This is a genomic window from Aeromonas sp. QDB11 (genome assembly GCF_027705265.1).
Taxonomy (GTDB): Bacteria; Pseudomonadota; Gammaproteobacteria; order Enterobacterales; family Aeromonadaceae; genus Aeromonas; species Aeromonas allosaccharophila.
Genome location: NZ_JAPDBM010000029.1, coordinates 1 through 25,290 on the forward strand (window position 1 = coordinate 1; position 25,290 = coordinate 25,290).

The 25,290-nt window shown below is 57.0% G+C and carries 24 protein-coding genes, 2 tRNA genes and 2 pseudogenes; 19 read left to right on the forward strand and 9 right to left on the reverse strand.

The window, feature by feature from the left end; translation table 11 throughout:
• A pseudogene (locus tag OKC40_RS11420) lies at nt 1-338 on the reverse strand (transposase); the annotation flags it as partial.
• 72 nt (nt 339-410) lie between these two features.
• Here OKC40_RS11420 and OKC40_RS11425 point away from each other — a divergent pair.
• Nucleotides 411-617 (forward strand): annotated as a pseudogene (locus tag OKC40_RS11425) (hypothetical protein); the annotation flags it as partial.
• 80 nt (nt 618-697) lie between these two features.
• Here the strand turns inward: OKC40_RS11425 and dxs are convergent.
• Genes dxs through xseB form a run of 3 tightly spaced genes read right to left on the reverse strand, consistent with a single transcriptional unit; the run spans nt 698 to nt 3,730 of the window.
• Nucleotides 698-2,566, reverse strand: coding sequence for a 1-deoxy-D-xylulose-5-phosphate synthase (dxs, locus tag OKC40_RS11430; RefSeq protein ID WP_234605675.1), 1,869 nt, complete (start codon nt 2,564-2,566; stop codon nt 698-700).
• A 21-nt stretch (nt 2,567-2,587) separates the two neighbouring features.
• Nucleotides 2,588-3,478, reverse strand: coding sequence for a (2E,6E)-farnesyl diphosphate synthase (gene ispA, locus OKC40_RS11435; protein WP_182938970.1), 891 nt, complete (start codon nt 3,476-3,478; stop codon nt 2,588-2,590).
• On the reverse strand, nt 3,479-3,730 hold the full coding sequence (xseB, locus tag OKC40_RS11440) for an exodeoxyribonuclease VII small subunit (protein ID WP_005338838.1): 252 nt from the start codon (nt 3,728-3,730) through the stop codon (nt 3,479-3,481).
• A 211-nt stretch (nt 3,731-3,941) separates the two neighbouring features.
• On the opposite strand from xseB, the gene pomA reads away from it, so the two are divergent.
• From pomA to greA, 3 genes are all read left to right on the forward strand, one after another.
• On the forward strand, nt 3,942-4,700 hold the full coding sequence (pomA, locus tag OKC40_RS11445) for a flagellar motor protein PomA (RefSeq protein WP_042060088.1): 759 nt from the start codon (nt 3,942-3,944) through the stop codon (nt 4,698-4,700).
• Nucleotides 4,701-4,708: 8 nt separating this feature from the next.
• Nucleotides 4,709-5,602, forward strand: a complete 894-nt coding sequence (locus OKC40_RS11450) for a flagellar motor protein MotB (protein WP_075114045.1) — start codon at nt 4,709-4,711, stop codon at nt 5,600-5,602.
• A 156-nt stretch (nt 5,603-5,758) separates the two neighbouring features.
• Nucleotides 5,759-6,235, forward strand: coding sequence for a transcription elongation factor GreA (gene greA, locus OKC40_RS11455; RefSeq protein WP_005338833.1), 477 nt, complete (start codon nt 5,759-5,761; stop codon nt 6,233-6,235).
• Between the two features lie 70 nt (nt 6,236-6,305).
• Here the strand turns inward: greA and OKC40_RS11460 are convergent, their stop codons facing one another.
• Entirely contained in the window at nt 6,306-6,887 is a 582-nt protein-coding gene (locus tag OKC40_RS11460) for a PilZ domain-containing protein (RefSeq protein ID WP_234605674.1), read from the reverse strand.
• Between the two features lie 103 nt (nt 6,888-6,990).
• Nucleotides 6,991-7,287, reverse strand: coding sequence for a ribosome assembly RNA-binding protein YhbY (yhbY, locus tag OKC40_RS11465; protein ID WP_005338829.1), 297 nt, complete (start codon nt 7,285-7,287; stop codon nt 6,991-6,993).
• 97 nt (nt 7,288-7,384) lie between these two features.
• On the opposite strand from yhbY, the gene rlmE reads away from it, so the two are divergent.
• From rlmE to pnp, 15 genes are all read left to right on the forward strand, one after another.
• Nucleotides 7,385-8,014: a 23S rRNA (uridine(2552)-2'-O)-methyltransferase RlmE gene (gene rlmE, locus OKC40_RS11470; protein ID WP_033137773.1), complete on the forward strand. Its 630-nt coding sequence runs from the start codon at nt 7,385-7,387 to the stop codon at nt 8,012-8,014.
• A 45-nt stretch (nt 8,015-8,059) separates the two neighbouring features.
• Nucleotides 8,060-10,006: an ATP-dependent zinc metalloprotease FtsH gene (gene ftsH / locus OKC40_RS11475; protein WP_182938972.1), complete on the forward strand. Its 1,947-nt coding sequence runs from the start codon at nt 8,060-8,062 to the stop codon at nt 10,004-10,006.
• 59 nt (nt 10,007-10,065) lie between these two features.
• Nucleotides 10,066-10,911, forward strand: a complete 846-nt coding sequence (gene folP, locus OKC40_RS11480; RefSeq protein WP_234605673.1) for a dihydropteroate synthase — start codon at nt 10,066-10,068, stop codon at nt 10,909-10,911.
• Nucleotides 10,912-10,926: 15 nt separating this feature from the next.
• The gene (glmM, locus tag OKC40_RS11485; RefSeq protein ID WP_058052388.1) at nt 10,927-12,261 is read left to right on the forward strand and encodes a phosphoglucosamine mutase; all 1,335 of its coding nucleotides are present in this window, start codon (nt 10,927-10,929) and stop codon (nt 12,259-12,261) included.
• Nucleotides 12,262-12,392: 131 nt separating this feature from the next.
• The gene (gene tpiA, locus OKC40_RS11490) at nt 12,393-13,157 is read left to right on the forward strand and encodes a triose-phosphate isomerase (RefSeq protein ID WP_182938975.1); all 765 of its coding nucleotides are present in this window, start codon (nt 12,393-12,395) and stop codon (nt 13,155-13,157) included.
• On the forward strand, nt 13,158-13,484 hold the full coding sequence (secG, locus tag OKC40_RS11495) for a preprotein translocase subunit SecG (RefSeq protein ID WP_042060101.1): 327 nt from the start codon (nt 13,158-13,160) through the stop codon (nt 13,482-13,484).
• Nucleotides 13,485-13,493: 9 nt separating this feature from the next.
• Nucleotides 13,494-13,578 (forward strand) — tRNA-Leu (locus OKC40_RS11500).
• A gap of 92 nt (nt 13,579-13,670) precedes the next feature.
• Nucleotides 13,671-13,747: transfer RNA gene (locus tag OKC40_RS11505), tRNA-Met, on the forward strand.
• A 166-nt stretch (nt 13,748-13,913) separates the two neighbouring features.
• Nucleotides 13,914-14,372 (forward strand): ribosome maturation factor RimP, encoded by a 459-nt coding sequence (gene rimP / locus OKC40_RS11510; protein WP_042060102.1) that lies wholly within the window; start codon nt 13,914-13,916, stop codon nt 14,370-14,372.
• 14 nt (nt 14,373-14,386) lie between these two features.
• Nucleotides 14,387-15,889, forward strand: a complete 1,503-nt coding sequence (nusA, locus tag OKC40_RS11515) for a transcription termination factor NusA (RefSeq protein WP_005338808.1) — start codon at nt 14,387-14,389, stop codon at nt 15,887-15,889.
• A gap of 20 nt (nt 15,890-15,909) precedes the next feature.
• Entirely contained in the window at nt 15,910-18,606 is a 2,697-nt protein-coding gene (infB, locus tag OKC40_RS11520) for a translation initiation factor IF-2 (RefSeq protein WP_270795291.1), read from the forward strand.
• A gap of 55 nt (nt 18,607-18,661) precedes the next feature.
• Nucleotides 18,662-19,099, forward strand: coding sequence for a 30S ribosome-binding factor RbfA (gene rbfA, locus OKC40_RS11525; RefSeq protein ID WP_042060105.1), 438 nt, complete (start codon nt 18,662-18,664; stop codon nt 19,097-19,099).
• A gap of 1 nt (nt 19,100) precedes the next feature.
• A complete protein-coding gene (gene truB / locus OKC40_RS11530; protein ID WP_270795293.1) occupies nt 19,101-20,060 on the forward strand; it encodes a tRNA pseudouridine(55) synthase TruB in 960 nt (319 codons plus the stop codon).
• 147 nt (nt 20,061-20,207) lie between these two features.
• A complete protein-coding gene (gene rpsO / locus OKC40_RS11535) occupies nt 20,208-20,477 on the forward strand; it encodes a 30S ribosomal protein S15 (RefSeq protein ID WP_005326646.1) in 270 nt (89 codons plus the stop codon).
• Nucleotides 20,478-20,645: 168 nt separating this feature from the next.
• Nucleotides 20,646-22,790: a polyribonucleotide nucleotidyltransferase gene (gene pnp / locus OKC40_RS11540; protein ID WP_042060109.1), complete on the forward strand. Its 2,145-nt coding sequence runs from the start codon at nt 20,646-20,648 to the stop codon at nt 22,788-22,790.
• A 98-nt stretch (nt 22,791-22,888) separates the two neighbouring features.
• Here pnp and OKC40_RS11545 read toward each other — a convergent pair whose 3' ends face one another.
• The 3 genes from OKC40_RS11545 to OKC40_RS11555 are packed head-to-tail and all read right to left on the reverse strand — an operon-like array spanning nt 22,889 to nt 25,242.
• Nucleotides 22,889-23,947 carry a protein-glutamate methylesterase/protein-glutamine glutaminase gene (locus tag OKC40_RS11545; protein WP_234605672.1) on the reverse strand — a complete coding sequence of 353 codons (1,059 nt, stop codon included), beginning with the start codon at nt 23,945-23,947 and terminating at the stop codon, nt 22,889-22,891.
• Nucleotides 23,944-24,435 (reverse strand): chemoreceptor glutamine deamidase CheD, encoded by a 492-nt coding sequence (cheD, locus tag OKC40_RS11550; protein WP_234605671.1) that lies wholly within the window; start codon nt 24,433-24,435, stop codon nt 23,944-23,946. Before cheD ends, OKC40_RS11545 begins: the two co-directional genes overlap by 4 nt.
• 3 nt (nt 24,436-24,438) lie before the next feature.
• Nucleotides 24,439-25,242, reverse strand: a complete 804-nt coding sequence (locus OKC40_RS11555) for a CheR family methyltransferase (RefSeq protein ID WP_234605670.1) — start codon at nt 25,240-25,242, stop codon at nt 24,439-24,441.
• Between the last annotated feature and the right edge of the window lie 48 nt (nt 25,243-25,290).

The window sequence follows — 25,290 nt, forward strand, 5'->3', positions numbered from 1 at the left end:
AATGGGGGCTTGCTCTCTTAATTGGTCTATCAGCGCGTACGTGTGAACTCGTCCGTCATCAAGAGAGCCGTAGCCTTTTTTAGAATGTCCTTTTCGCGCTCGAGCCGATGGATGCGGGCTTCCAGCTCCTGGATTTTCTGCTGCTCCGGGGTCAGCGCTTTGCTGATAGGCGTGGTGCCGGTTCGTTCGGATTGCAGTTGCTGAACCCAGCGGCGAAGTATGGTTTCACCGACATCCAGTGAACGGCTGGCTTCGGGGACAGAATATCCCTAGTCGAGCACCAGGGATGCGGCTTCGAGTTTGAATTCGGCAGTAAATGAGCGACGTAATCTTGTCATTGAACACCTCAGGTCATGGTGGCGACTCTACCACCTAAAATGGTGTCCGGGATGATTAGACCACTACATTGAATCGCCATGCTGGAAAAGCTGCGTCACCACTACCGACGAGCCAAAACCATCACGCGCAATCATCAATGTAGAGGAATGGCCAGCCTGCTGGCCCGAGTGAAACACTTCATGGATACAGTGTCTCCTTTCCCGAGGAATGGCTATGCACAGCGAAGGTGTAGCGCTATTGGGATCTGTTATTTAGGACGCACTTCCGTGAAGAGCTGAGCTTTGAGGATGGGGGCCTATGTAGAAATGCCCGTCATAGTGACTCGACGGGCATTACACATTAGCAATAAAGGTATTTATCAGGCTTGCAGCCAGGTTTCGATGCTGCGCTGGATGCCAGCATCGTCCAGACCGAGCAGGGCATAGATCTCCTGCTGGGTACCCTGTTCCACGAAGCGATCCGGCAGGCCGAGGTTGAGCACCGGCTTGCACTGTTTGCTGCGCATCAGCAGCTCGTTCACTGCCGAACCGGCGCCGCCCATGATGGCGTTGTCTTCGATAGTGACGAAGTGATCGTGGCTGGCCGCCAGTGACAGCACCAGTGCCTCATCCATCGGTTTGACGAAGCGCATGTCCACCAGAGTGGCATCCAGTGCCTCTGCGGCCGCTTTCGCGTGGTGCAGCAGGGTACCAAAGGCCAGAATGGCGGTGTCTTTGCCCTCCCGCAGGATTCGTCCCTTGCCAAGCGCCAGCGCCTGCATCTCTGACGAGATGGGCGCATCGCTCAGGCTGCTGCCGCGCGGGTAGCGCACGGCGGCAGGGCCCTGATGAAGATAGCCGGTATAGAGCATCTGGCGGCATTCGTTCTCGTCGGAGGGCGTCATCACCACCATGTTGGGCACGGTGCGCAGGAAGCTGATGTCGAACGCCCCCTGATGGGTCGGGCCGTCGGCACCCACCAGACCGGCCCGGTCGATGGCGAACAGCACCGGCAGATCTTGCAGTGCCACGTCGTGGATCACCTGATCGTAGGCGCGCTGCAGGAAGCTTGAATAGATGGCGACCACCGGCTTCTTGTCGGCGATGGCGAGACCGGCGGCGAACGTGACCGCATGTTGCTCGGCAATCGCCACATCGAAGTAGCGATCCGGATATTGCTGGCTGAATTTCACCAGCCCGGAACCTTCGCGCATGGCGGGGGTGATACCGACCAGCTTCTCGTCTTTGGCGGCCATGTCGCACAGCCACTGGCCAAAGATGGCGGAGAAGGTCGGTTTGGCACCACTCGCCTTGGGCAGGGAGCACTCGTCCGGATTGAACTTGGGCACGGCGTGATAACCGATGGGATCTTTCTCCGCCGGCTCGTAACCCTTGCCCTTCTTGGTCTTGACGTGCAGCAGCTGCGGGCCCTTGAGGTTGCGCATGTTGCGCAGGGTCTCGACCAGTGCCTCAATATCGTGACCGTCGATGGGGCCGATATAGTTGAAGCCGAACTCCTCGAACAGGGTGCCGGGCACCACCATCCCCTTGAGGTGCTCTTCGGCCCGCTTGGCCAGCTCCTTGACCGGAGGCAGACCCGCCAGCACCTTCTTGCCGCCTTCGCGGATGGTGGTGTAGAGCTTGCCGGACATGACCCGGGCCAGATGGTTGTTGAGCGCGCCGACATTCTCGGAGATGGACATCTCGTTGTCGTTGAGGATCACCAGCATGTCCTTGTGCACATCGCCAGCGTGGTTGAGCGCTTCAAAGGCCATCCCTGCGGTAATGGCACCGTCACCGATCACCGCCACCACCTTGCGACCCAGCCCTTCGCTCTCGGCGGCAACCGCCATGCCGAGCGCCGCACCGATGGAAGTGCTGGAGTGGCCGACGGAGAGCACGTCATACTCGCTCTCGCCACGCCAGGGGAAGGGGTGCAGACCGCCTTTCTGACGGATGGTGTGGATCTGGTCACGGCGCCCGGTCAGGATCTTGTGGGGATATGCCTGATGGCCCACGTCCCAGATCAACCGATCGAACGGGGTGTTGTAGACGTAGTGCAGGGCCACGGTCAGTTCGACCGTGCCGAGACCGGAGGCAAAGTGTCCGCTGGAGCGGCTGACAGAGCGCAGCAGATATTCGCGCAGCTCGTTGCACAGCACCGGCAGCCGATCTTTGGGCAAGGAACGCAGCTCGACCGGAGTGTCCGCGAGGGCCAGGTTGGGGAAATTGCTAATATCAACGCTCATATTGTTACTGTTATCCAGCGTTTAGTGGGTTCGCTCGATGATGTAATCGGCAAACGCTTCCAGAATGTCGGTATTGTAGGGCAAGGATTGCAGGGCTGTTAAGGCTTTCCCATGCAGTTCGCGAGCCAGCTCACGGGCATTTTCGAGTCCGAGCAGGGCCGGATAGGTACTTTTCTCCAGCGCCAGGTCAGAACCTTGCGGCTTGCCCAGGGTGGCGGTATCACCTGTGATGTCGAGGATGTCATCCTGCACCTGAAAGGCGAGGCCAATCGCGGCGGCATAGGTTTGCAGGGCAGCCAGCGTGGCGTCATCGACATCGGCTTTGCACAGGGCGCCGAGCGCCACGGCGCATTCAATCAGCGCACCGGTCTTGTGGCGGTGTACCTGCTCCAGCTCGGCGAGCGAGATCTGGCGCCCTTCGGCCTGCAGATCCAGCGCCTGACCGCCACACATACCAAGATAGCCGGAGGCGCGGGCGAGGGTACTCAGCATCCGCACCCGGTTGCCCAGTAGCGTAGCGGGCATCGGATGGTCTGCCAGAATGGAGAACGCCAGCGTCTGCAGGGCATCACCCGCCAAAATGGCTGTGCCTTCATCGAACGCCTTGTGGACGGTCGGCTGGCCGCGACGCAGGTCGTCGTTATCCATGGCGGGCAGGTCATCGTGCAGCAGGGAGTAGGCGTGGATGCACTCCACGGCAGCCGCAGGGCCATCCAGCAGTTCGCTCTTGACGCCCAGCATTTCGCCGACCGCGTAGACCAGAAACGGGCGCACCCGCTTGCCGCCCAGCAGCAGGCCATAACTCATGGCATCGCGCAGGCGCGGCGCCATGGCGGGCAAGGATTCAAGTTGTGCTGACAGACAGTCGTCAATACGCTGACGATGCAGACGGGAAAAATGGTCCAGCGCCACTCACTCCTCTCCTTGTTCTGGCTGGAAGGGGGCGAGCTGGTCACTGCCATCGGCTTGACTGAGCAGGATCTGGATCTTCTGTTCGGCCAGTTCCAGCTTCTGCTGACCGGCCCGTACCAGATGAACGCCTTGCTCGAACTGCTTGAGCGCCTCTTCCAGGGGTAGGGAACCTTGTTCCAGCTGATGAACGATGGTTTCCAGCTCTTCCAGAGTGGCATCAAAACTCAGGCGGTCGATTTTTTTACTGGCCATGTCCATCCTCGGGGATTGAAAAAAACGGCTTATATTAACATCGACCGTCCACAGGGGGGAGGCAGAAAAGCACTGCCCCCTCAAACTCTCGCTAAACTGGCCGATAATGAGCCATCATTCTCAGTAGATGCATGCTTGCCGCATGGGTCGCAATAGCAGAAAATTCAACAAACTATAAATAGACATAAGAACCGGTGACAGGAGTAGGGACGTGGATCTAGGCAGTCTTATAGGGATAGTGCTGGGTTTCGGGGTGGTGGTGTACGGCATGCTGCTGGGTGGGCCCATGAGCATGTACGTGGATATGCCATCGGTCTACATCACCATATTGGGTTCCATCTTCATCGCCATGATGAAGTTCAACATTGGCCAGTTCCTGATGGCATTCAAGGTGGCGGGTAAAGCCTTTATGTACAAGGGCGACAAACTTGAAGACCTGATCACCAAAGCAGTTGAACTGGCTGACGCGGCTCGCAAAGGGGGCTTTCTGGCACTGGAGGCTGCAGAGATCCCCAATCCATTTATGAAAAAAGGGATCGACATGCTGGTGGATGGTCACGATGCCGATGTGGTGCGTGCCGTGATGGAAAAGGATATTGACCTGACTGCCGAGCGTCATGTCATTGCCATCAAGGTTTTCCGTACCCTTGGGGATCTGGGCCCGGCCATGGGGATGATAGGTACGCTGGTGGGCTTGGTGGCCATGTTGGCCAACATGAGTGACCCCAAGTCGATCGGTCCGGCGATGGCGGTGGCCTTGCTCACCACCCTCTACGGTGCGATTGAGGCCAACATGATAGCGATTCCCATCGCCGACAAGCTGGAGCTGCGCAGCGGGGAGGAGAAACTTAGTCGTACCCTGATCCTCGATGCGATTATGGGGATTCAGGATGGTCAGAATCCGCGGGTGATCCAGTCCATGCTGCAGAACTATCTGAACCAGTCCAAACGTAATACCGGCACCGAATAGGGGGCGCTATGTCTGATTGCAAGTGCCCGCCACCAGGGCTGCCCGGTTATATGGGCACCTTTGCTGACCTGATGTCGCTGCTCATGTGCTTCTTCGTGTTGCTGCTCTCTTTTGCCGAGATGGATGTGCAGAAGTTCAAGCAGATAGCCGGTTCCATGGACAAGGCATTCGGGGTACAGAACATCCTCGAGGTGAAAGATATTCCCAAGGGAACCTCGGTGATTGCCCAGGAGTTCAGGCCCGGTCGCCCTGAGCCCACGCCCATTGATACAGTGATGCAGCAGACCATCGATATGACCCAGACCGAGCTGGAATTTCTGCCCGGCGAGTCGGATCAGGCCGGTGGTCAGGACAAGAGTGATGGTAAGCAGACGGGGGGCGATACCGCTCAGGATGCACAGAAGGCGCAGCAGCAGTCCAATACCCTGGCCAAAGCCCTTGCCGAGCAGATGAAAGATCAGATCCAGGATGGCGCTATCGAGATCGAGGCGCTGGGCCAGCAGATCATTATTCGGATCAGGGAAAAAGCGTCGTTCCCGGCCGGTTCGGCGTTTCTGCAGCCCCAGTTCTGGCCAGTCATTCGCAAGGTGGCGACCCTGCTTAAGGATGTGCCGGGGGAAATCACCATTTCCGGTCACACCGACAACGTGGCGACCGAAGATGAGCTGTTCCAGTCCAACTGGGAGCTGTCATCGCAACGGGCGGTGGCGGTGGCGCACCAGATGATCAAGGTCCCCGGTTTTGATCCGGGGCGGCTGGTGGTGCAGGGCATGGCGGATTCCCAGCCACTGGTGCCCAACACCACTCCGGAAAATCGTCGGATGAACCGGCGGGTGGAGATCGCCATCATGCAGGGCAAACCGACCGTATCGGCGCCCATTTCAGTGCCGGAAGGGAAGTAGGCGAGAGTAATGACGATGCCGCAAGTGGGATCTGCATCAGGGGGCTGACGTGGATTTTGTGTTGGCTTCATATTAAGATGCCTCATCCGAACCGATTGCTGCGGCCTCCTTGCAGATAGCCGCAGCTTCTATTTTCAAGCAACCCAGGTTTCGACTATGAATCATACTCCGATGACTGTTCGCGGCGCTGAGAAGCTGCGCGAAGAGCTCGATTATCTCAAGACCGAGCTTCGTCCCCAGATTATCGAAGCGATTGCCGATGCCCGTGAGCACGGCGATCTGAAGGAAAACGCCGAATACCATGCCGCTCGCGAGCAGCAGGGGTTCTGTGAGGGCCGCATCCAGGAGATTGAAGCCAAGCTCTCCAATGCCCAGGTGATCGACGTCACCAAGATGACCAACAACGGCCGTGTGATTTTTGGCGCGACCGTTACTCTGCTCAAGAGCGAGACAGAGGAAGAGGTGGTCTACCGCATCGTGGGTGACGATGAGGCTGATATCAAACAGAACCTCATCTCCGTCAACTCACCCATTGCTCGTGCCCTGATTGGCAAGGAAGTGGACGATGTCGCTATCGTCAAGACGCCGGGCGGTGATGTGGAGTACGAAGTGCTGGAAGTCGCTTATATCTAAGCGAATGCCACAGAGGATGAAACAGGGGGGCTGGCGCTCCCCTGTTTGTCTTTATCGGTATCACGACTGATCAGGACAGATACGCCTCGGTAAAGGCGTCCTGATGACGCTGGAACAGCCAGTGGCGCAGCCGTTCTATGTTGCTCTCGCTCATCTGAAAGCTCAGCGCCCAGGTGGCATGATCTGCATTGATCTTGATTCGCCTTACCAGTCGTCCCTGCAGTGGAAAAGGGGCCTCTTGCTCGATGCAGAGCTCGCCGTTGATGGGCGTATCGGCCACCATGTCGATGGGCAAATTTTCCACGATAAGGCCATTGAGGGAGAGGCTGAGTACCTGAAACAGGCCCAGTTCGCTGCAAAGCTTGGCTTTTTGGGTGAGACGCCAGGCGCGCGGTTGCGCAAACCCCAGCTCCCTGATGACCGGTGCAGATAGCCGAGGTTCGACAAAGCCGTCTTCCCCTTGGGTAAACGTCAGAGGAAAACGCAGCTGATGGCCTGCGAAGCGGGCTTCGAGTACAAGGTGTTCGGCTTTTTGCAGCAAGCCAAGCATGGGGGCGTCGAGGTGACCACTCAGAACATGGGTGTCCTGATTGCTCCCCAAGTCCCGCAGCATGGCCAGCTCATCGTCGGTCAGAATGGGATGGTGAACCACAATGCGTGTCCGGAAGTATTCATCGCAGGTTAAGGGCTTTGCGACTACTTTGGCAAGCGACTCGGGAAGAAGTGGAATAAGGAAAGAGCGATGCTCTTTCCTTTTACTTGCGGGGCAGCTGGATTTTGGGTTCGTTGGCTTGACGATAAATGGTCAGCACATGACCCATGCTTTGCACCTTGATTGAACCGGTTTCACGGACGATAGCATCCATAACCAGTTGTTTCATTTCGCGATCTTCAGAGGCAACCTTAACCTTGATCAGCTCGTGATGGTTCAGTGCCAGATCGATCTCGGCCAGTACACCTTCGGTCAGACCATGCTGACCCAGCAGGACGACCGGCTTGAGGCTATGGGCAAGGCCCTTGAGGTACTGTTTCTGTTTATTGTTGAGAATCATCGCAATTTCTTCATAAGTCAGGGTTGAAAGGGGCGTATTCTACCCCCACTTAGCCCTTAATACTAATAACCCTTGTGGTTTTTTAAAGTCGATTATCATGACCCAGAAAAAACGTTCCCCCAGTTCAACTCGCTGGTTAAAAGAACATTTCGACGATCAATACGTCAAAAAAGCCCAGAAAATGGGCCTGCGTTCTCGTGCTGTTTTCAAAATTGACGAGATCCAGGGCAAGGATCGCTTGCTGAAAAATGGCATGACCGTAGTGGATTTGGGGGCAGCCCCCGGTGGTTGGTCCCAGTTCGCGGTTGAACAGGTTGGTGATTCGGGTCGCGTCATCGCATGTGACATTTTGCCGATGGATCCCATTGCTGGTGTCGATTTCCTGCAAGGGGACTTTCGGGAGGAAACTGTGCTTGGCGCCTTGCTGGAGCGAGTGGGTCCTGACAAGGTCGATGTCGTGATGTCTGATATGGCGCCCAACATGAGCGGTACCCAGCAGGTGGATCAGGCTCGCGCCATGTATCTGGTCGAGCTGGCGCTGGACATGTGCAATCAGGTATTGCGCAGTGACGGCAGTTTCGTGGTGAAGGTGTTTCAGGGAGAGGGCTTTGATGCCTATCTCAATGAAATTCGTAAACTTTTCTCCGCCGTCAAAATTCGTAAACCAGACTCATCCCGCGCCAGATCACGGGAAGTCTACATTGTGGCTACCGGTTTTAAACTGTAGTACCCTAACCTTCATCGTTAACTGTCAGTCTGCGAGGTTACTGATTTGAGTGACATGGCGAAAAACTTAATCCTGTGGCTGGTCATCGCCGTCGTTTTGATGTCGGTGTTCAATAGCTTCAGCCCCAGCGATACCACCAGTCGCCAGCTGGACTATTCCAGCTTCGTTAAAGAGGTGACCCAAGAGCAGATCCGTGAAGTGCGGATGGACGGTAAGGTCATTAATGGCGTCAAGCGTACTGGTGAACGATTCACCACCATTATCCCTGCGCCGGATCCCCAGCTGCTCAACGACATGCTCAATCACAATGTCAAAGTGATGGGCGAGAAGCCGGAAGAGCCGTCTCTGTTGACCTCTATCTTTATCTCCTGGTTCCCGATGCTGTTGCTGATCGGTGTCTGGGTCTTCTTCATGCGTCAGATGCAGGGCGGCGGTGGCAAAGGTGCCATGTCGTTTGGCAAGAGCAAGGCTCGCCTGATGAGCGAAGATCAGATCAAGACCACCTTTGCTGACGTTGCAGGTTGCGATGAAGCCAAGGAAGAGGTGAAGGAGCTGGTCGACTATCTGCGCGACCCGAGCAAATTCCAGAAACTGGGTGGCAAGATCCCGACCGGTGTGCTGCTGGTTGGTCCTCCCGGTACCGGTAAAACCCTGCTGGCCAAGGCCATTGCGGGCGAGGCCAAGGTGCCGTTCTTCACCATCTCAGGTTCCGATTTCGTGGAGATGTTTGTCGGTGTCGGTGCCTCCCGGGTGCGTGACATGTTCGAACAGGCCAAGAAATCCTCCCCCTGCATCATCTTCATCGATGAAATTGATGCGGTCGGTCGCCAGCGTGGCGCCGGTCTGGGCGGTGGTCACGATGAACGTGAGCAGACCCTTAACCAGATGCTGGTCGAGATGGATGGTTTCGAAGGCAATGAAGGCATCATCGTCATCGCTGCCACCAACCGTCCTGACGTACTGGATCCGGCATTGCTGCGTCCGGGCCGTTTCGACCGTCAGGTGGTGGTCGGTCTGCCGGATGTCCGTGGTCGTGAGCAGATCCTGAAAGTGCATATGCGCAAAGTTCCGTTGGCGGATGACGTCAATCCGGCGCTGATTGCCCGTGGTACACCCGGTTTCTCCGGTGCGGATTTGGCCAACCTGGTCAACGAAGCTGCCCTCTTCTCTGCCCGTGAGAGCCGCCGAGTGGTCTCCATGGCCGAGTTCGAGAAGGCCAAGGACAAGATCATGATGGGTGCGGAACGTCGCTCCATGGTGATGAAAGAGTCCGAGAAAGAGATGACTGCGTATCACGAAGCCGGTCACGCCATCATTGGTCGTCTGGTTCCGGATCATGACCCGGTGTACAAGGTCTCCATCATTCCGCGCGGTCGTGCGCTGGGTGTGACCATGTATCTGCCGGAGCAGGATCGCTGGAGCCACTCCAAACAGCATCTGGAGTCAATGATCTCCAGCCTGTATGGTGGTCGTCTGGCAGAAGAGCTGATCTACGGTGCCGAGAAGGTTTCTACTGGCGCTTCCAACGACATCGAGCGGGCAACTGAAATTGCACGCAAGATGGTGACCCAGTGGGGTATGTCCGAGCGTCTCGGCCCAATGCTCTACGCGGAAGAAGATGGTGAAGTGTTCCTCGGTCGCAGCATGGCCAAGGCCAAGCACATGTCCGACGATACCGCTCGCGTCATCGATGCCGAGGTCAAGCAGGTCATCGACCGCAACTACGCCCGTTCCAAGCAGATCCTGCTGGATAACATGGACGTGTTGCACAGCATGAAAGATGCGCTGATGAAGTACGAGACCATCGACGCCAAGCAGATCGATGATCTGATGGCGCGCCGCGAGGTTCGTGCTCCGAGCAACTGGCATGACGAGCACGGTGATACCCCGCAAGGCGGTTCCACTGTGGCTGCCGAGGCCAAGCCGGTCGATGAGGCTGCATCGGTGGCGGATGTCACTATCGACAAAGCCAACGACGCTCCGGCCAAATAATTGTGACTCTCCAAACCCCGGGCTTGCCCGGGGTTTTTCTTTATTAGATGGACGTGAAAATGCAGTTAACCAGCAAGGGGCTTAGCCTCTCTCTCGATCGTCCCCATGTGATGGGGATCCTGAATGTAACGCCCGACTCCTTCTCCGATGGTGGCAATTTCAACCAGTTTGAACGGGCGATGGCCCATGCGCGGCAGATGGTCTCTGACGGTGCAACCCTCATCGACATCGGTGGCGAGTCTACCCGCCCTGGTGCGCCCGATGTGAGCGAGCAGGAGGAGCTGGACAGGGTCATTCCTGTCGTGGAACAGATGGTCCGTGAGCTGGATGTGATGATCTCCCTCGATACTTCCAAAGCGGCGGTGATGCGGGAGGGTTGCCAGGCGGGTGCCCATCTGATCAACGATGTGCGGGCACTGCAAGAGCCGGGAGCACTGCAGGCAGCGGCCGAGGCTGCTGTTCCTGTCTGTCTGATGCATATGCAGGGGCAGCCGCGAACCATGCAGGTCGAGCCCCACTATGACGATCTGATCGGGGAGGTGCGCGCCTTTTTTGATGAGCGCATTGCGGCTTGTCTGGCCGCCGGGATCAGGCACGAAGATCTGTTGCTGGATCCGGGATATGGCTTTGGCAAGACCCTTGCACACAACTATCAGCTGTTGGCGGCTCAAAAGGAACTGCTTGATTATGGCTTGCCGCTATTGGTGGGGATGTCGCGAAAGTCTATGATAGGCAACCTGCTGGGCCGTCCGGTGGATGAGCGTCTGGCGGGCAGTCTGGCATGCGCCCTTATCGGCATGCAGCATGGGGCTCGCATCATCAGGGTACACGATGTACGGGAGACCATGGACGCATTGCGCGTCGGTTGGCTGGCAATGACGGGACAAGATTTTATTTCCAGATAATAAAGAGAACAGAAAATGGCAAGAAAGTATTTCGGTACCGATGGTGTGCGCGGCAAGGTTGGCGAATTCCCGATCACTCCTGATTTCGTGATGAAATTGGGTTGGGCTGCCGGCAAGGTGCTCTCCAAGAAGGGCACCAAAAAGGTGTTGATTGGTAAAGATACCCGCATCTCTGGCTATATGCTGGAGTCTGCGCTGGAAGCGGGACTCTCCGCTGCGGGCCTCAAGGCAATTCTGATGGGGCCGATGCCAACACCGGCGGTTGCTTATCTGACTCGCACCTTCCGTGCCGAAGCCGGCATCGTCATCAGCGCCTCCCACAACCCCTTCTATGACAACGGCATCAAGTTCTTCTCCGCAGACGGCACCAAGCTGCCCGATGATGTCGAGCTGGCTATCGAAGCCGAGCTGGATCACGAGCTCAAGTGTGTCGAGTCTGCCGAACTTGGCAAAGCGGTGCGCATTGATGATGCTGCCGGTCGCTATATCGAATTCTGCAAGAGCACCTTCCCCTCCCACATGAATCTGGATGGGGTAAAAATGGTGGTCGACTGTGGCCACGGTGCCACGTATCACATTGCACCGTCGGTTTTCCGCGAGCTGGGTGCCGAAGTGATCACCATGGGCTGTGCCCCGGATGGCCTCAACATCAACGATGGTGTCGGTTCGACTGCGCCCGAGGCGCTGGTTGCCAAGGTACTGGAGTGCAAGGCCGATCTGGGGGTTGCCTTTGATGGTGATGGTGACCGTCTGATCATGGTCGACCATACCGGCTATCTCATCGATGGTGACGAAGTGCTCTATATCATCGCGCGCGATGCCCTGCGCAATGGTCGCCTCAAAGGCGGTGTTGTCGGCACCCTGATGGCCAACATGGGCCTGGAGCTGGCACTGCAGACCCTGGGTATTCCGTTTGCCCGTGCCAAGGTGGGTGACCGCTACGTGCTGGAGATGATGGAAGAGAAGGGCTGGCGCATCGGTGGCGAGAACTCCGGCCACATTATCTGTCTGGATCAGACCACCACGGGTGATGGCATCGTGGCCGCCTTGCAGGTGCTTACCGCCATGCGCAGTGCCGAGATGCCGCTGGCCAAGCTGCGCTCCGGCATGAGCAAGTTCCCGCAGGTGCTGGTCAATGTTCGCTTTGCCGAAGGCAAGGATCCGCTGGCTGCTGATGCTGTCATGGATGAGGTTGCCAAGGTGGAACAGGAGCTGGCGGGTCGTGGTCGCGTGCTGTTGCGTAAATCCGGTACCGAACCGCTGATCCGGGTCATGGTCGAAGGTGAGCATGAACAGCAGGTGCGTGACATGGCTCAACGCATCGCCAAACAGGTCGAGTCGGCGTTTTAATGAACAACCAGGGCGGCTTTTTAGCCGTCCTGGTTGTATCTTGTTCAAACGATTCGAAAATTTAAAAATAGCACTTGTCAGCTGAGCATCCTCTGGATATTATCAGCCCCGCTTTCGCAAGGGAGTTGCCGATGGGACATCGCAAGCCGTTTGTAGCAGCCAACTGGAAGTTGCACGGTAGTAGGTCGCAGTTAGAGCAGTTTACAAGTCAGTGTCTGAACGGCGTTGACGGAAAAGTAGATGTGGTTCTCTGTCCTTCCCATGTGCATCTCGACTTTACCGCTTTACTGCTCAACGAGCAGAAAGTAATAAAGTTGGGGGCTCAGAATGTGAGTCAGCACGACACTGGCGCTTACACAGGAGAAATCTCGTGTCAGATGCTGGTTGAGGCAGGGTGTCGTTACGTGTTGGTAGGGCACTCCGAGCGCAGGCGTCTCTTTGGTGAGACCAGTTTTATCGTCGCAGAGAAGTTTGCGGCAGCCAGAGCGGCAGGCTTGATTCCCATCCTCTGTTTAGGTGAATCAGGTGCGGCGAGGCAGGCGAGAAGAGCCTTCGAGGTGATCGCCGAAGAACTGGATATCGTCATAGAGAAAAATGGCGCGATGGCTTTCGATAATGCTATCATCGCCTACGAGCCGATTTGGGCTGTAGGTACAGGTAAATGCGCCACACCCGAGCAGGCACAAGAGGTTCATTCCTTTATACGTGGTCGCTTGGCGGAGGATACTCCGGTAATAGGTGAGAAAGTTAGAATCATCTATGGTGGGAGCGTAACGCCGACCAATGCGAGAGATTTGTTTGCCCAGCCCGACATTGATGGCGGACTGATTGGCGGAGCAAGCCTCGATAGCGATGCGTTTTTAGGAATTGTTGAAGCGGCAAAGGGTGCAAGTTAAATGTACGAGATTCTTTTAGTCGTTTATCTGTTGGTGTCACTGGCTCTGATTGGTCTGGTGATGATTCAGCAAGGTAAAGGGGCTGATATGGGCGCCTCCTTCGGCGCAGGGGCATCGAACACAGTATTCGGCTCCGGTGGTTCAGGCAGTTTCCTGACCCGAACAACAGCAATTTTGGCTACTCTGTTTTTTGTTATCAGCCTGGTGCTAGGCTCTATGTCCAGCAACAAGGTAAAACAGGGTAGTGAGTGGGAAAATCTGCAACAAACCCAACAAGTTGAGCAGACCAAAGCGCCAGTAAACAAAGATACTGACGTTCCCCAGTAAGTGAGTTTTGCCGTGGTGGTGGAATTGGTAGACACGCTATCTTGAGGGGGTAGTGCTCTAGGGTGTGCGGGTTCGAGTCCCGCCCACGGCACCAATTAAGTAGTGAGCTCGGGTAACCGAGTGTATTATAGTCAGTCACTCTTGTATGAATAGATTGAACTGGCTATAATCTCGCACGATTTCGGACGCGGGGTGGAGCAGCATGGTAGCTCGTCGGGCTCATAACCCGAAGGTCGTCGGTTCAAATCCGGCCCCCGCAACCAAATTTCACGCATTTCCTACGCTCAGGAAGGCGGTCGCTGCGAGGCGACAATCAGGGTAAAGCGCCAAGCCCCGATTTGACATCGGGGCTTTTTGTTATGTGCAATTTACTCTGTATCGATCTCTATCTGGGCTTTATGCCCTTTTTTTGTTTTTCGGAGGGTGACTTTGGCTACGTTGGAACAACGTTTGACCGATCTGCTCGAGGCTCCGGTCGTTGCCTTGGGTTTTGAACTTTGGGGTATTGAGTTTATCCGTGCGGGTAAACACTCCACCTTGCGTGTCTATATCGACGGCGAGCAGGGTGTGACTGTCGAGAACTGTGCTGAGGTCAGCCATCAGGTTGGCGCCATCATGGACGTCGAAGATCCCATCACCGAGGAGTACTACCTCGAGGTGTCCTCCCCCGGCATGGATCGTCCGCTGTTCAAGGTTGCCCATTTCGAAAAATACGTTGGCCAAGAGGCGGCGGTAACGCTTCGGATGGCAACAAATAACCGCCGCAAGTTCAAAGGCGTAATCAAAGCTGTGCAAGGCGACATGATCACCCTGACAGTAGATGGTAAGGACGACGTGTTGGCTTTCACCAATATCCAAAAAGCGAACATAGTGCCGAACTTTGGTTAACGAGGCTATCGGATATGAATAAAGAGATTTTGCTGGTCGTTGACGCAGTATCCAACGAGAAGGCGGTACCCCGCGAGAAGATTTTCCAGGCTCTGGAAACCGCGCTGGCGACTGCGACCAAGAAGAAGTATGAAGGCGAGATTGAAGTTCGGGTCGAGATCGATCGCAAGACCGGTGACTACGACACTTATCGCCGCTGGGTCGTCATTGCGGATCAAGCCGCGATGGAAAACCCTTACGCTGAAATCACCCTGGAAGCGGCGCAGATTGATCAGCCGGAAATCCAGATCGGTGAGTATGTTGAAGACCAGATCGACTCTGTGACCTTCGACCGTATCACTACCCAGACCGCAAAGCAGGTTATCGTGCAGAAAGTGCGCGAAGCCGAGCGTTCACAAGTAGTTGATCAGTTTAAAGATAAAGAAGGCACCATCATTAGTGGTGTGGTCAAGAAGAGCAACCGCGACAACGTCATCCTGGATCTGGGCAGCAATGCTGAAGCCGTGATCTTCCGTGATGACATGCTGCCGCGTGAAACCTTCCGCCCGGGCGACCGTGTCCGTGGCCTGCTCTACGCAGTTCGTCCGGAAGCCCGTGGTTCCCAGCTATTTGTCAGCCGTTCCAGCCCGGACTTCCTGAAAGAGCTGTTCCGTATCGAAGTACCGGAAATCGGTGAAGAGATGATCGAAATCATGGGCGCCGCCCGTGATCCGGGTTCCCGCGCCAAGATCGCGGTGAAGACCAACGATCGTCGTATCGACCCGATCGGTGCCTGTATCGGTATGCGTGGTGCCCGTGTGCAAGCTGTCTCCGCCGAGCTGAGCGGTGAGCGTGCCGACATCGTGCTGTACGATGACAATCCGGCCCAGTATGTGATCAATGCCATGGCACCTGCCGATGTGGCTTCCATCATCGTTGATGAAGACAACCACACCATGGATATCGCCGTGGAAGCTGCCAACCTGGCGCAAGCCATCGGTCGCAATGGTCAGAACGTGCGTCTGGCCTCCCAGCTGACCGGTTGGGAGCTGAACGTGATGACCGTTGAGGACATGCGTGCCAAGCATCAGGCCGAAAACGACCGCATCATGAACCTGTTCACCAGCACCCTGGACATCGACGACGATTTCGCCGGTCTGCTGATGGAAGAGGGCTTCTCTACCCTGGAAGAGATCGCCTTTGTACCGGTCAACGAGCTGCTGGCTATCGACGGTCTGGATGAAGACATGGTCGAAGAGCTGCGCAAGCGCGCCAAAGATGCCCTGACTACCAAGGCACTGGCCAAAGAAGAGTCTTTCGATGGCGTCGAGCCGTCCGAAGAGCTGCTCAATCTGAACGGTCTGAGCCGCGAACTGGCTTACGCTCTGGCGGGCCGTGGCGTGGGCACCCTGGAAGATTTGGCTGAGCAAGGTATCGATGACCTTGCTGATATTGAAGGGCTGACTGCCGAGAAGGCAGGTGAGCTCATTATGGCTGCTCGCAATATCTGTTGGTTCGGAGAAGAGCAGTCCGAGTAAGATCAAACGGAGGAAAATGAATGGCAGAAGTATCAGTCAAACAACTTGCCACTGACATCGACACACCGGTTGATCGTCTTCTCCAGCAGTTTGTCGATGCCGGTATCAGCAAGAGCAAGGCCGACGACATGGTTAGCGAGTCTGAGAAACAGGCTCTGCTGGCACACCTGAAGAAACAGCATGGAGGTGACGAGGTCGCCGCTCCTGCCCGCATGACCTTGCAGCGCAAGACCAAGAGCACCATCAGTGTTCAGGGGACTGGCGGCAAGAACAAGGAAGTGCAGGTAGAAGTGCGCAAGTCTCGCACCTATGTAAGACGCTCGGCGCTGGAAGATGAACAGCGTCAGGCGGAAGCCGAGGAAACAGCGCGTTTGGAAGCAGAAGAAAAAGCTCGTCGCGAGGCCGAAGATAAGGCTCGCCTCGACGCTGAAGAGAAGGCTCGCCGTGAGGCTGAGCAAGCTCGTCGTGAAGCTGAGGAAAAGGCGCGGATCGAGGCACAATCAAAGGCTCGACAGGCTCCACAGCCCGCCAAAGCAGCCAGTAGCACAGCTCAGCAAGAGGCAGAAAAGATGGCCAAGCGCGAAGCAGAAGAACTGAAGCGCCAACAGGAACAAACAGCTTTGCAAAAAGCTGAAGAACTCGCCGCGAAGAAAGCCGAAGAGGCTCGTCTCATGGCGGAACAGAACTCGGCCCGTTGGGCTGAAGAAGAGGCCGCTCGCGCCAAAGAGAGCAGCGACTACCACCTGACCACCAACAAGCATGCGCAAGCCGCAGAAGACGAGTTGGATCGGAAGGAAGAGACCAGTCGTCGTACCGCTGCCGCAGCGGTCAAAGCCCCGAAAAAGGCAGGTCGTCGTGAAGATGACCGCGACTCTCGCAACCCGCGTGCCCGTAAAGGCAAGCGTGGCAAGGTCGCCATGCCGAACGCCATGAAGCACGGCTTCAACAAGCCGGCTGCCGTGGTGAACCGCGACGTCGTCATCGGCGAGACCATCACTGTGGCCGAGCTGGCCAACAAGATGGCCGTCAAGGGCGTTGAAGTCATCAAGGCGATGATGAAGATGGGTGCCATGGCCACCATCAACCAGGTGATCGACCAGGAGACCGCTCAGCTGGTCGCCGAGGAGATGGGTCACAAGGTTGTGCTGCGTCGTGAGAACGAGCTGGAAGAGGCGGTACTGTCCGATCGTGACGAGACCTCCGAAGCCAAGCCGCGCGCACCGGTTGTGACCATCATGGGTCACGTTGACCACGGTAAGACCTCGTTGCTCGACTACATTCGTAAAGCCAAGGTTGCTGCTGGCGAAGCCGGTGGTATTACCCAGCATATCGGTGCTTACCACGTCGAAACCGACAGTGGCATGATCACCTTCCTGGATACTCCGGGTCACGCGGCGTTTACCTCCATGCGTGCTCGTGGTGCCAAGGCGACCGATATCGTGGTACTGGTTGTTGCTGCCGATGACGGCGTCATGCCGCAAACCATCGAAGCGATCCAGCACGCCAAGGCAGCCGCTGTGCCGCTGGTTGTTGCGGTCAACAAGATCGACAAGCCGGAAGCGGATCCGGATCGCGTCAAGACCGAGCTGGCCCGTTACAACGTCATGTCCGAAGATTGGGGTGGAGACTGCCAGTTTGTGCACGTATCCGCCAAGTCTGGCGAAGGCATCGACGATCTGCTGGAAGCCATCCTGATCCAGTCTGAAGTGCTGGAACTGAAAGCGGTAGTCGATGGCATGGCCAACGGCGTCGTGATCGAATCCTTCCTGGATAAAGGTCGTGGTCCGGTTGCTACCGTACTGGTACAAGAAGGTACCCTGCGTCAGGGTGACATCGTGCTGTGTGGTCTCGAGTACGGCCGTGTTCGCGCCATGCGTGACGAACTGGGTCGCGAGATCAAGGAAGCGGGTCCGTCCCTGCCGGTGGAAATCCTCGGTCTGTCCGGTGTTCCCTCTGCCGGTGACGAAGCCACCGTTGTCCGTGACGAGAAGAAAGCCCGTGAAGTGGCGCTCTACCGTCAGGGCAAGTTCCGCGAAGTCAAGCTGGCTCGCCAGCAGAAGGCCAAGCTGGAAAACATGTTCGCCAACATGACCGAGGGCGAAGTGTCCGAAGTGAACGTGGTGATCAAGGCCGACGTACAGGGTTCTGTGGAAGCGATCTGCGATGCGCTGGTCAAACTCTCCACCGACGAAGTGAAGGTGAAGATCGTGGGTTCCGGCGTAGGTGGTATCACCGAAACCGACGCGACCCTGGCAGCAGCTTCCAGCGCCATCCTGGTGGGTTTCAACGTCCGTGCCGACGCTTCTGCGCGCAAGGTCATCGAATCCGAGAGCCTGGATATGCGTTACTACTCCGTCATCTATGACCTGATCGACGAAGTGAAGCAGGCCATGAGCGGCAAGCTGGCTCCTGAGTATCGTCAGGAGATCATCGGTCTGGCTGAAGTGCGTAGCGTCTTCAAGTCTCCGAAGTTCGGCGCCGTTGCTGGCTGTATGGTCACCGAAGGTGTGGTCAAGCGTTCCAACCGTATCCGCGTTCTGCGTGACAACGTGGTTATCTATGAAGGCGAGCTGGAATCCCTGCGCCGCTTCAAGGATGACGTCAACGAAGTTCGCAACGGCTACGAGTGTGGTATCGCGGTCAAGAACTACAACGACGTGCGCGAAGGCGACCAGATCGAAGTTTACGAGACTGTTGAAATTCAACGGACTCTGTAAGCCAAGAGTCAGACAAAATAGGGGGCCGCGGCCCCCTTTTATCGCAGGATAGAATATGGCCAGAGAATTCAGCCGGACCCGTCGGGTCGGACAGCAGATCCAGCGTGAAATCGCGCTGATCCTGCAGCGCGAGGTGAAAGACCCGCGTATCGGCATGGTGACCGTTTCCGATGTGGAAGTGTCCCGTGACCTCAACTATGCCAAGATTTACGTCACCTTCTTGCAGCTGGAAAATGATGCCGAGCGCATCAAGGAAGGCTTGCTGGGTCTGACCGAAGCAGCCGGATATATCCGTAGCCTGCTGGGCAGCGCCATGCGTCTGCGCGTGGTGCCCGAGCTGCGTTTCTACTACGACCAGACCCTGGTCGAGGGGATGCGTCTCTCCAACCTGGTGACCAACACTGTGCGTGAAGACAAGCGTCGCATGGCCGAATCCGGCCGTGACGAAGAAGCTGAATCCGCACCGGATGACACGACTGAGGATAAAGCCTGAGATGACCCGAAGACGTCGTTTCAAGGGCCGTGATGTGCACGGCATTCTGCTGCTGGACAAGCCGACCGGCCTGACCTCCAACGATGTGTTGCAGAAGGTCAAGCGCATCTACAACGCCGCCAAGGCCGGTCACACCGGCGCCCTGGACCCGCTGGCGACCGGTATGCTGCCGATCTGCCTCGGTGAGGCCACCAAGTTCTCCCAGTATCTGCTGGAAGCGGACAAGCGCTATGAGGTGACCGCCAAGCTGGGCGAGCGCACCAACACCAGCGACTCCGATGGCGAGGTGGTTTCCACCCGTCCGGTGAACGTGGCAGTCGGTACCCTGATCGAGGCGCTGGACCAGTTCCGCGGTCCGATCATGCAGGTGCCGTCCATGTACTCGGCGCTCAAGCACAACGGTCGTCCGCTCTACGAATATGCCCGCGAAGGTATCGAGATCGAGCGCGAAGCCCGCCCCATCACCGTCTTCGAGCTCAAACTGCTGAGCTTTGAAGGTGATGAAGTGCGCCTCGAAGTGCACTGCAGCAAGGGCACCTACATCCGCTCTCTGGTGGATGATCTGGGCGAAGTGCTGGGTTGTGGTGCTCACGTCTCCCAACTGCGTCGTACCCAAGTTGCCAGCTATCCGTATGATCGGATGCTGACGCCTGAGCAGCTTGAGTGCATCTTCGAGCAGGCCAAGGCCGAGAGCATCCCGCCGCGTGAGCAGCTGGATCCGCTGTTGCTGCCGATGGACACCGCCGTGGCTTCCCTGCCCGAGGTGAACATGCTGGCCGTTGTGGCTGCCTATGTGAATCAGGGCCAGGCCGTGCAGGTGGCCGGTGCGCCGCAAAGCGGTCAGGTTCGCATGACGGTCGGCCCGGAGCGCGAGTTCATCGGGGTTGGCGAGATTGATGATGATGGCCGCGTCGCGCCCAAGCGACTGGTGCGTTATCACGACGATAACAACGAGGAGTGATCCTCCTCGGGCGGTATCGGCCTCACGTTGCCTGCGCGCGTCTTTATCGTTGCGAAAAGGGGCGGGGACGATTATGATACCGCCCTCATTTCACGGCTGAATTAGAGATTGGCTGTGAACCTTTAAACACTCTACCGGAGTAATACCATGTCTCTAAATGCTGAGATCAAAGCTTCCATCGTTGCTGACAACGCTCGTTGCGCCAACGACACTGGCTCCCCCGAAGTGCAAGTTGCCCTGCTGACTGCCCAGATCAACCATCTGCAAGGTCACTTCAAAGAGCACTCCAAGGACCACCACGGTCGTCGCGGTCTGCTGCGCATGGTTTCCCAGCGTCGTAAGCTGCTGGACTACCTGAAGCGTAAAGACGTTCAGCGTTACGCTGCTCTGATCGCCAAGCTGGGTCTGCGTCGTTAATCGACCATCAGATTTCGCGAAAAAGGGGAACCATCAGGTTCCCCTTTTTTTATTGCTCTTCAAGCCGTTGCCTGCCTCACAGAATTCGCGTCGCCGCTTACCTTTTGCATCGAATCAAGTATACTTGTGCGCGAATTTAAAGAGCCAAATTGTAAAAAGGAAATTCACGTGAATCCTATTGTAAAGTCATTCCAGTACGGTCAACACACCGTCACTCTGGAAACCGGTGTGATGGCCCGTCAAGCCACTGCGGCCGTAATGGTCAGCATGGACGATACCTGCGTATTTGTGACCGTAGTTGGCAAGAAAGAGGCCGATCACGGCCGAGATTTCTTCCCGCTGACCGTCAACTATCAGGAGCGTACCTATGCTGCTGGTCGTATCCCGGGTGGTTTCTTCCGTCGTGAAGGCCGTCCGAGCGAAGGCGAGACCCTTATCTCCCGTCTGATCGACCGTCCTATTCGCCCGCTGTTCCCGGAAGGCTTCCTCAATGAGGTTCAGGTCGTTGCGACCGTTATGTCCGTGAATCCGGCCGTATCCCCTGACATCGTTGCCATGATCGGTGCCTCTGCTGCACTGGCCATCTCCGGTATCCCGTTTGGCGGCCCGATTGCGGCGGCCCGCGTGGGTTACATGAACGGTCAGTATGTGCTGAACCCGACCACCACCGAACTGCCGCAGAGCGATCTGGATCTGGTGGTTGCCGGTACTGCCAACGCGGTACTGATGGTTGAGTCCGAAGCGGCCATCCTCTCCGAAGAGGTGATGCTGGGCGCCGTGGTATTTGGTCACGACCAGATGCAGACCGTGATCAACGCGATCAACGAGTTTGCCGCTGCCGTTGGCACCAAGCCGTGGGACTGGACTCCGCCTGCCGTCAACGAAGCGCTGAAAGCCAAGGTTGCCGAGCTGGCGACCGCCGAGCTGGGTGAAGCCTACCGCATCACCGAGAAGGCTGTTCGTTATGAAACCATCGCTGCCATCAAGGGCCGTGTGGTTGAGCAAGTTATTGCGTCCGGCGTGGAAGAAGATGCCAAGAAGATCGGCGAAGAGTTCCACAGCCTGGAAAGCCGCATCGTTCGTGGTCGCGTAGTTCGTGGCGAGCCGCGCATCGATGGTCGCGATCCGGAAATGATCCGCGCCCTGAGCGTAGGTACCGGCATTCTGCCCCGTGCTCACGGTTCCGCCCTGTTCACCCGTGGTGAAACTCAGGCCATCGTGGTTGCCACTCTGGGTACCGAGCGTGACGCCCAGAACATCGACGAGCTGACCGGCAACCGAGCCGATCGCTTCATGCTGCACTACAACTTCCCGCCATACTGCGTCGGTGAGACCGGCATGATGGGTAGCCCGAAGCGTCGTGAAATCGGTCACGGCCGTCTTGCCAAGCGCGGCGTTGCTGCCGTGATGCCGAGCGCCGCCGAGTTCCCGTACGTGGTGCGCGTGGTGTCTGAAATCACCGAATCCAACGGTTCCTCCTCCATGGCCTCTGTCTGTGGTTCCTCCCTGGCGCTGATGGATGCCGGTGTGCCGATCAAGGCCTCCGTTGCCGGTATCGCCATGGGTCTGGTGAAGGAAGAAGAAGGTTTCGTCGTGCTGTCCGACATCCTGGGTGACGAAGATCACCTGGGTGACATGGACTTCAAAGTGGCCGGTACTACCGAAGGTATCACCGCGCTGCAGATGGACATCAAGATCGAAGGCATCACCAAAGAGATCATGGAGATTGCGCTGAAGCAAGCTCGTGGCGCTCGTCTGCACATCCTGAAAGTGATGGACGAAGCTATCCAGGCTCCGCGTGCCCAGATCTCCGATTTCGCACCGCGTATCCACACCATCAAGATCAATCCCGAGAAGATCAAGGATGTGATTGGTAAGGGTGGTTCCGTGATCCGTGCGCTGACCGAAGAGACTGGCACCAACATCGAGCTGGATGATGACGGTACTGTACGTATCTCCGCCGTGGCCAACGAAGCCGCCATGGAAGCGATCCGTCGCATCGAGGCCATCACCGCCGAGATCGAAGTGAACCGCATCTATGAAGGTAAAGTTGTCCGTCTGGCCGATTTCGGTGCATTCGTCAACATCCTGCCGGGCAAAGATGGTCTGGTACACATCTCCCAGATCACCGACGCTCGCGTACAGAACGTGGCTGACCACCTGACCATCGGTGACGTGGTCAAGGTGAAGGTACTGGAAGTGGACCGTCAGGGCCGCGTACGTCTCTCCATCAAGGAAGCGAACGCCCCGACCGAAGCGGCAGCACCTGCTGAGGCTGCTCCGGCCGCTGAAGAAGCGCCTGCTGCAGAGTAATCTGCTCGCCTGATACCGGACCTGTGCCGGTTGATGTAAAAAGTCCGGCTCCCCTTGGGGAGCCGGACTTTTTTATGGTCAACACGCGCGATAAGGGATTACCTGCCGAGGATGGCGTATTGCATCTCTTGCAAGGGAAGCACATGGCGAGCAGCCCCCAGCTTGATTGCCTCCTTGGGCATGCCGAACACCACGCAGGATGCCTCATCCTGGGCATAGGTATTGGCACCAGCCTCCAGCATCTCGCGCAATCCCCGTGCGCCATCATCCCCCATGCCGGTCATGATGATGCCGGTGGCATTCTTGCCGGCATATTTGGCGACAGAGCGAAACAGCACATCCACCGAGGGACGATGGCGGTTGATGAGCGGCCCGTCGACCACCTCGACGTGATAGTAGGCCCCGCTGCGCTTGAGCAGCATATGTTTGCCGCCAGGGGCAATCAGCGCCAGCCCGGGGATCACTCTGTCATTGTTTCTCGCCTCCCGCACTTCTATCTGGCAGACCCCGTTCAACCGCTCGGCAAACATGGCGGTAAATTTCTCCGGCATGTGCTGCACGATGACAATGCCGGGGCTGACCCGGGGCAGGGCCGTCAGTACTGCCTCAAGGGCCTGGGTGCCACCGGTCGAGGTACCGATGGCGATGAGCCGCTCGGTGGTTTGTGCCATGGCGTGCTGATTGGGGGCCAGCATGGCATCGGCGTTCAGCTTGGCGCTGACCGGCACAGAGGAGGGCTTGCCCACGCGCTTGAGGTTAGCTTGGGCCGCAGCACGCACCGCCATGGCCAGATCGTGAGCTGATTCTTGCAGAAAGCTTTTTATCCCTATGGTCGGCTTGGTGATGATGTCCACCGCGCCGGCAGCCATCGCCTGCAAGGTGGTCTCGGCACCCTTCTCGGTGAGGGAGGAGCAGATCACCACTGGCGTCGGGTGCTCCGCCATGATCTTGCTGAGAAAGGTGATGCCGTCCATACGAGGCATCTCCACATCGAGCACGATGACGTCAGGCCACTCTTTCTTCAGTTTTTCCTGCGCAAACAGGGGATCCGATGCCGTGGCGATCACCCGGATATCGGGCTCCTGCTCCAGCACCGCTTGCAATACCTGTCTGACCACGGCGGAATCATCCACCAGCATGACCCGGATCTGCTTCATTCTCGCGACTCCCGTTGATGTGGCAGACGATGATGGCGGAGCCAGACACTACCGTTGCTGAGTTCAAAAATCAGGCTTCGGTGGCCGCTATGGCCAAGATGGTGGGCTTTGATATCAAGGCCAAGGTGTCGGGTCAGCTGCCAGGCTGCCTCAATATTTCTGGTGGCCACATTGTTATCGCGTTTGGCGTAGTGTGGCTGGTCGAACATATTGCCGCCTCCGAACAATTTGATCTCGTATTCGTCGAGAGGGGGCGGATATTGCGCAACAGCTTGTAATAGCAAGGTGATGGCTTCATCGGCATAGCGGCCATCCAGCAGGGTGGTTGGCCGCCCCCGGGTTGGCAGCATGTAGTGGCACATACCGCCCATCTTTTGTTCCGGATGCCACAGGGTGATGGCAATGCAGGAGCCCAGCACGGTTTTGAGGACAACATCCTCCTTGCCAAAGAAGAGTTCACCGGGTTGCAGAATCACCTCCCGTGCCATGATTTATCTCTTCTGGTAAATGGAGGGAGATACCAGCTGCAGTCCGTGATGCAAGCCATGCAAACTCTCGGCATGGCTGACCAGCAGATAGCCACCGGGTTTGAGTTTGGGCACCAGCCGCTGCAACACTTGCCCCTTGGTCTCCTTGTTGAAGTAGATCATCACGTTTCTGATAAAGATGACGTCAAACAAGCCGATGTCCGGCAGATCCTGATTGAGGTTGATCTGCATGAACTGCACCTTGTCCCGCAACTTGCGATCGATGATGAAGATCCCCTCCTGCAGGCCAACGCCCTTGAGGCAGTATTTCATTAAAAAGGGCAGGGGAATGTTGTGCGCCCGCTCGATGGGGTAACGGCCGCTCGTCGCCTGTTCCAGCACCCGGGACGAGATATCGGAGGCCAGGATCTCCCAGTTGAGGGTGCCGCGTTTCTCCGCGAGGGTCATGGCCAGGCTGTAGGGCTCCTCGCCGGATGAACTGGCTGCGCTCCAGATCCGCAAGGTGCGTTCACTCGGGAAGCGTGCAAGCACCTCCCGGGTCAGAAACTCGAAGTGTTTTGGCTCTCTGAAAAAGTAGGTTTCGTTAGTGGTGAGCAGATCGAGCGCCAGCTGCAGTTCGCTGCTGCGATCGTTCATGATGAGCTGGAAGTAGTCGTCATAGCTGTCCAGCTCATAGTGGCACAGGCGTTTTGCCAAGCGGCTGGCAACCAGCGCCTTCTTGGCTGGAGACAGCTCTATCCCCGCCGTTTGATGAAGCCAGCGTTGGAAACGGGAGAACTCATCATCACGCAGCTGGGTTTGATACAAAACCCTGTCCCTCTACCTGTGTTGTCGGATGCGGGAGAGGCAATGCCT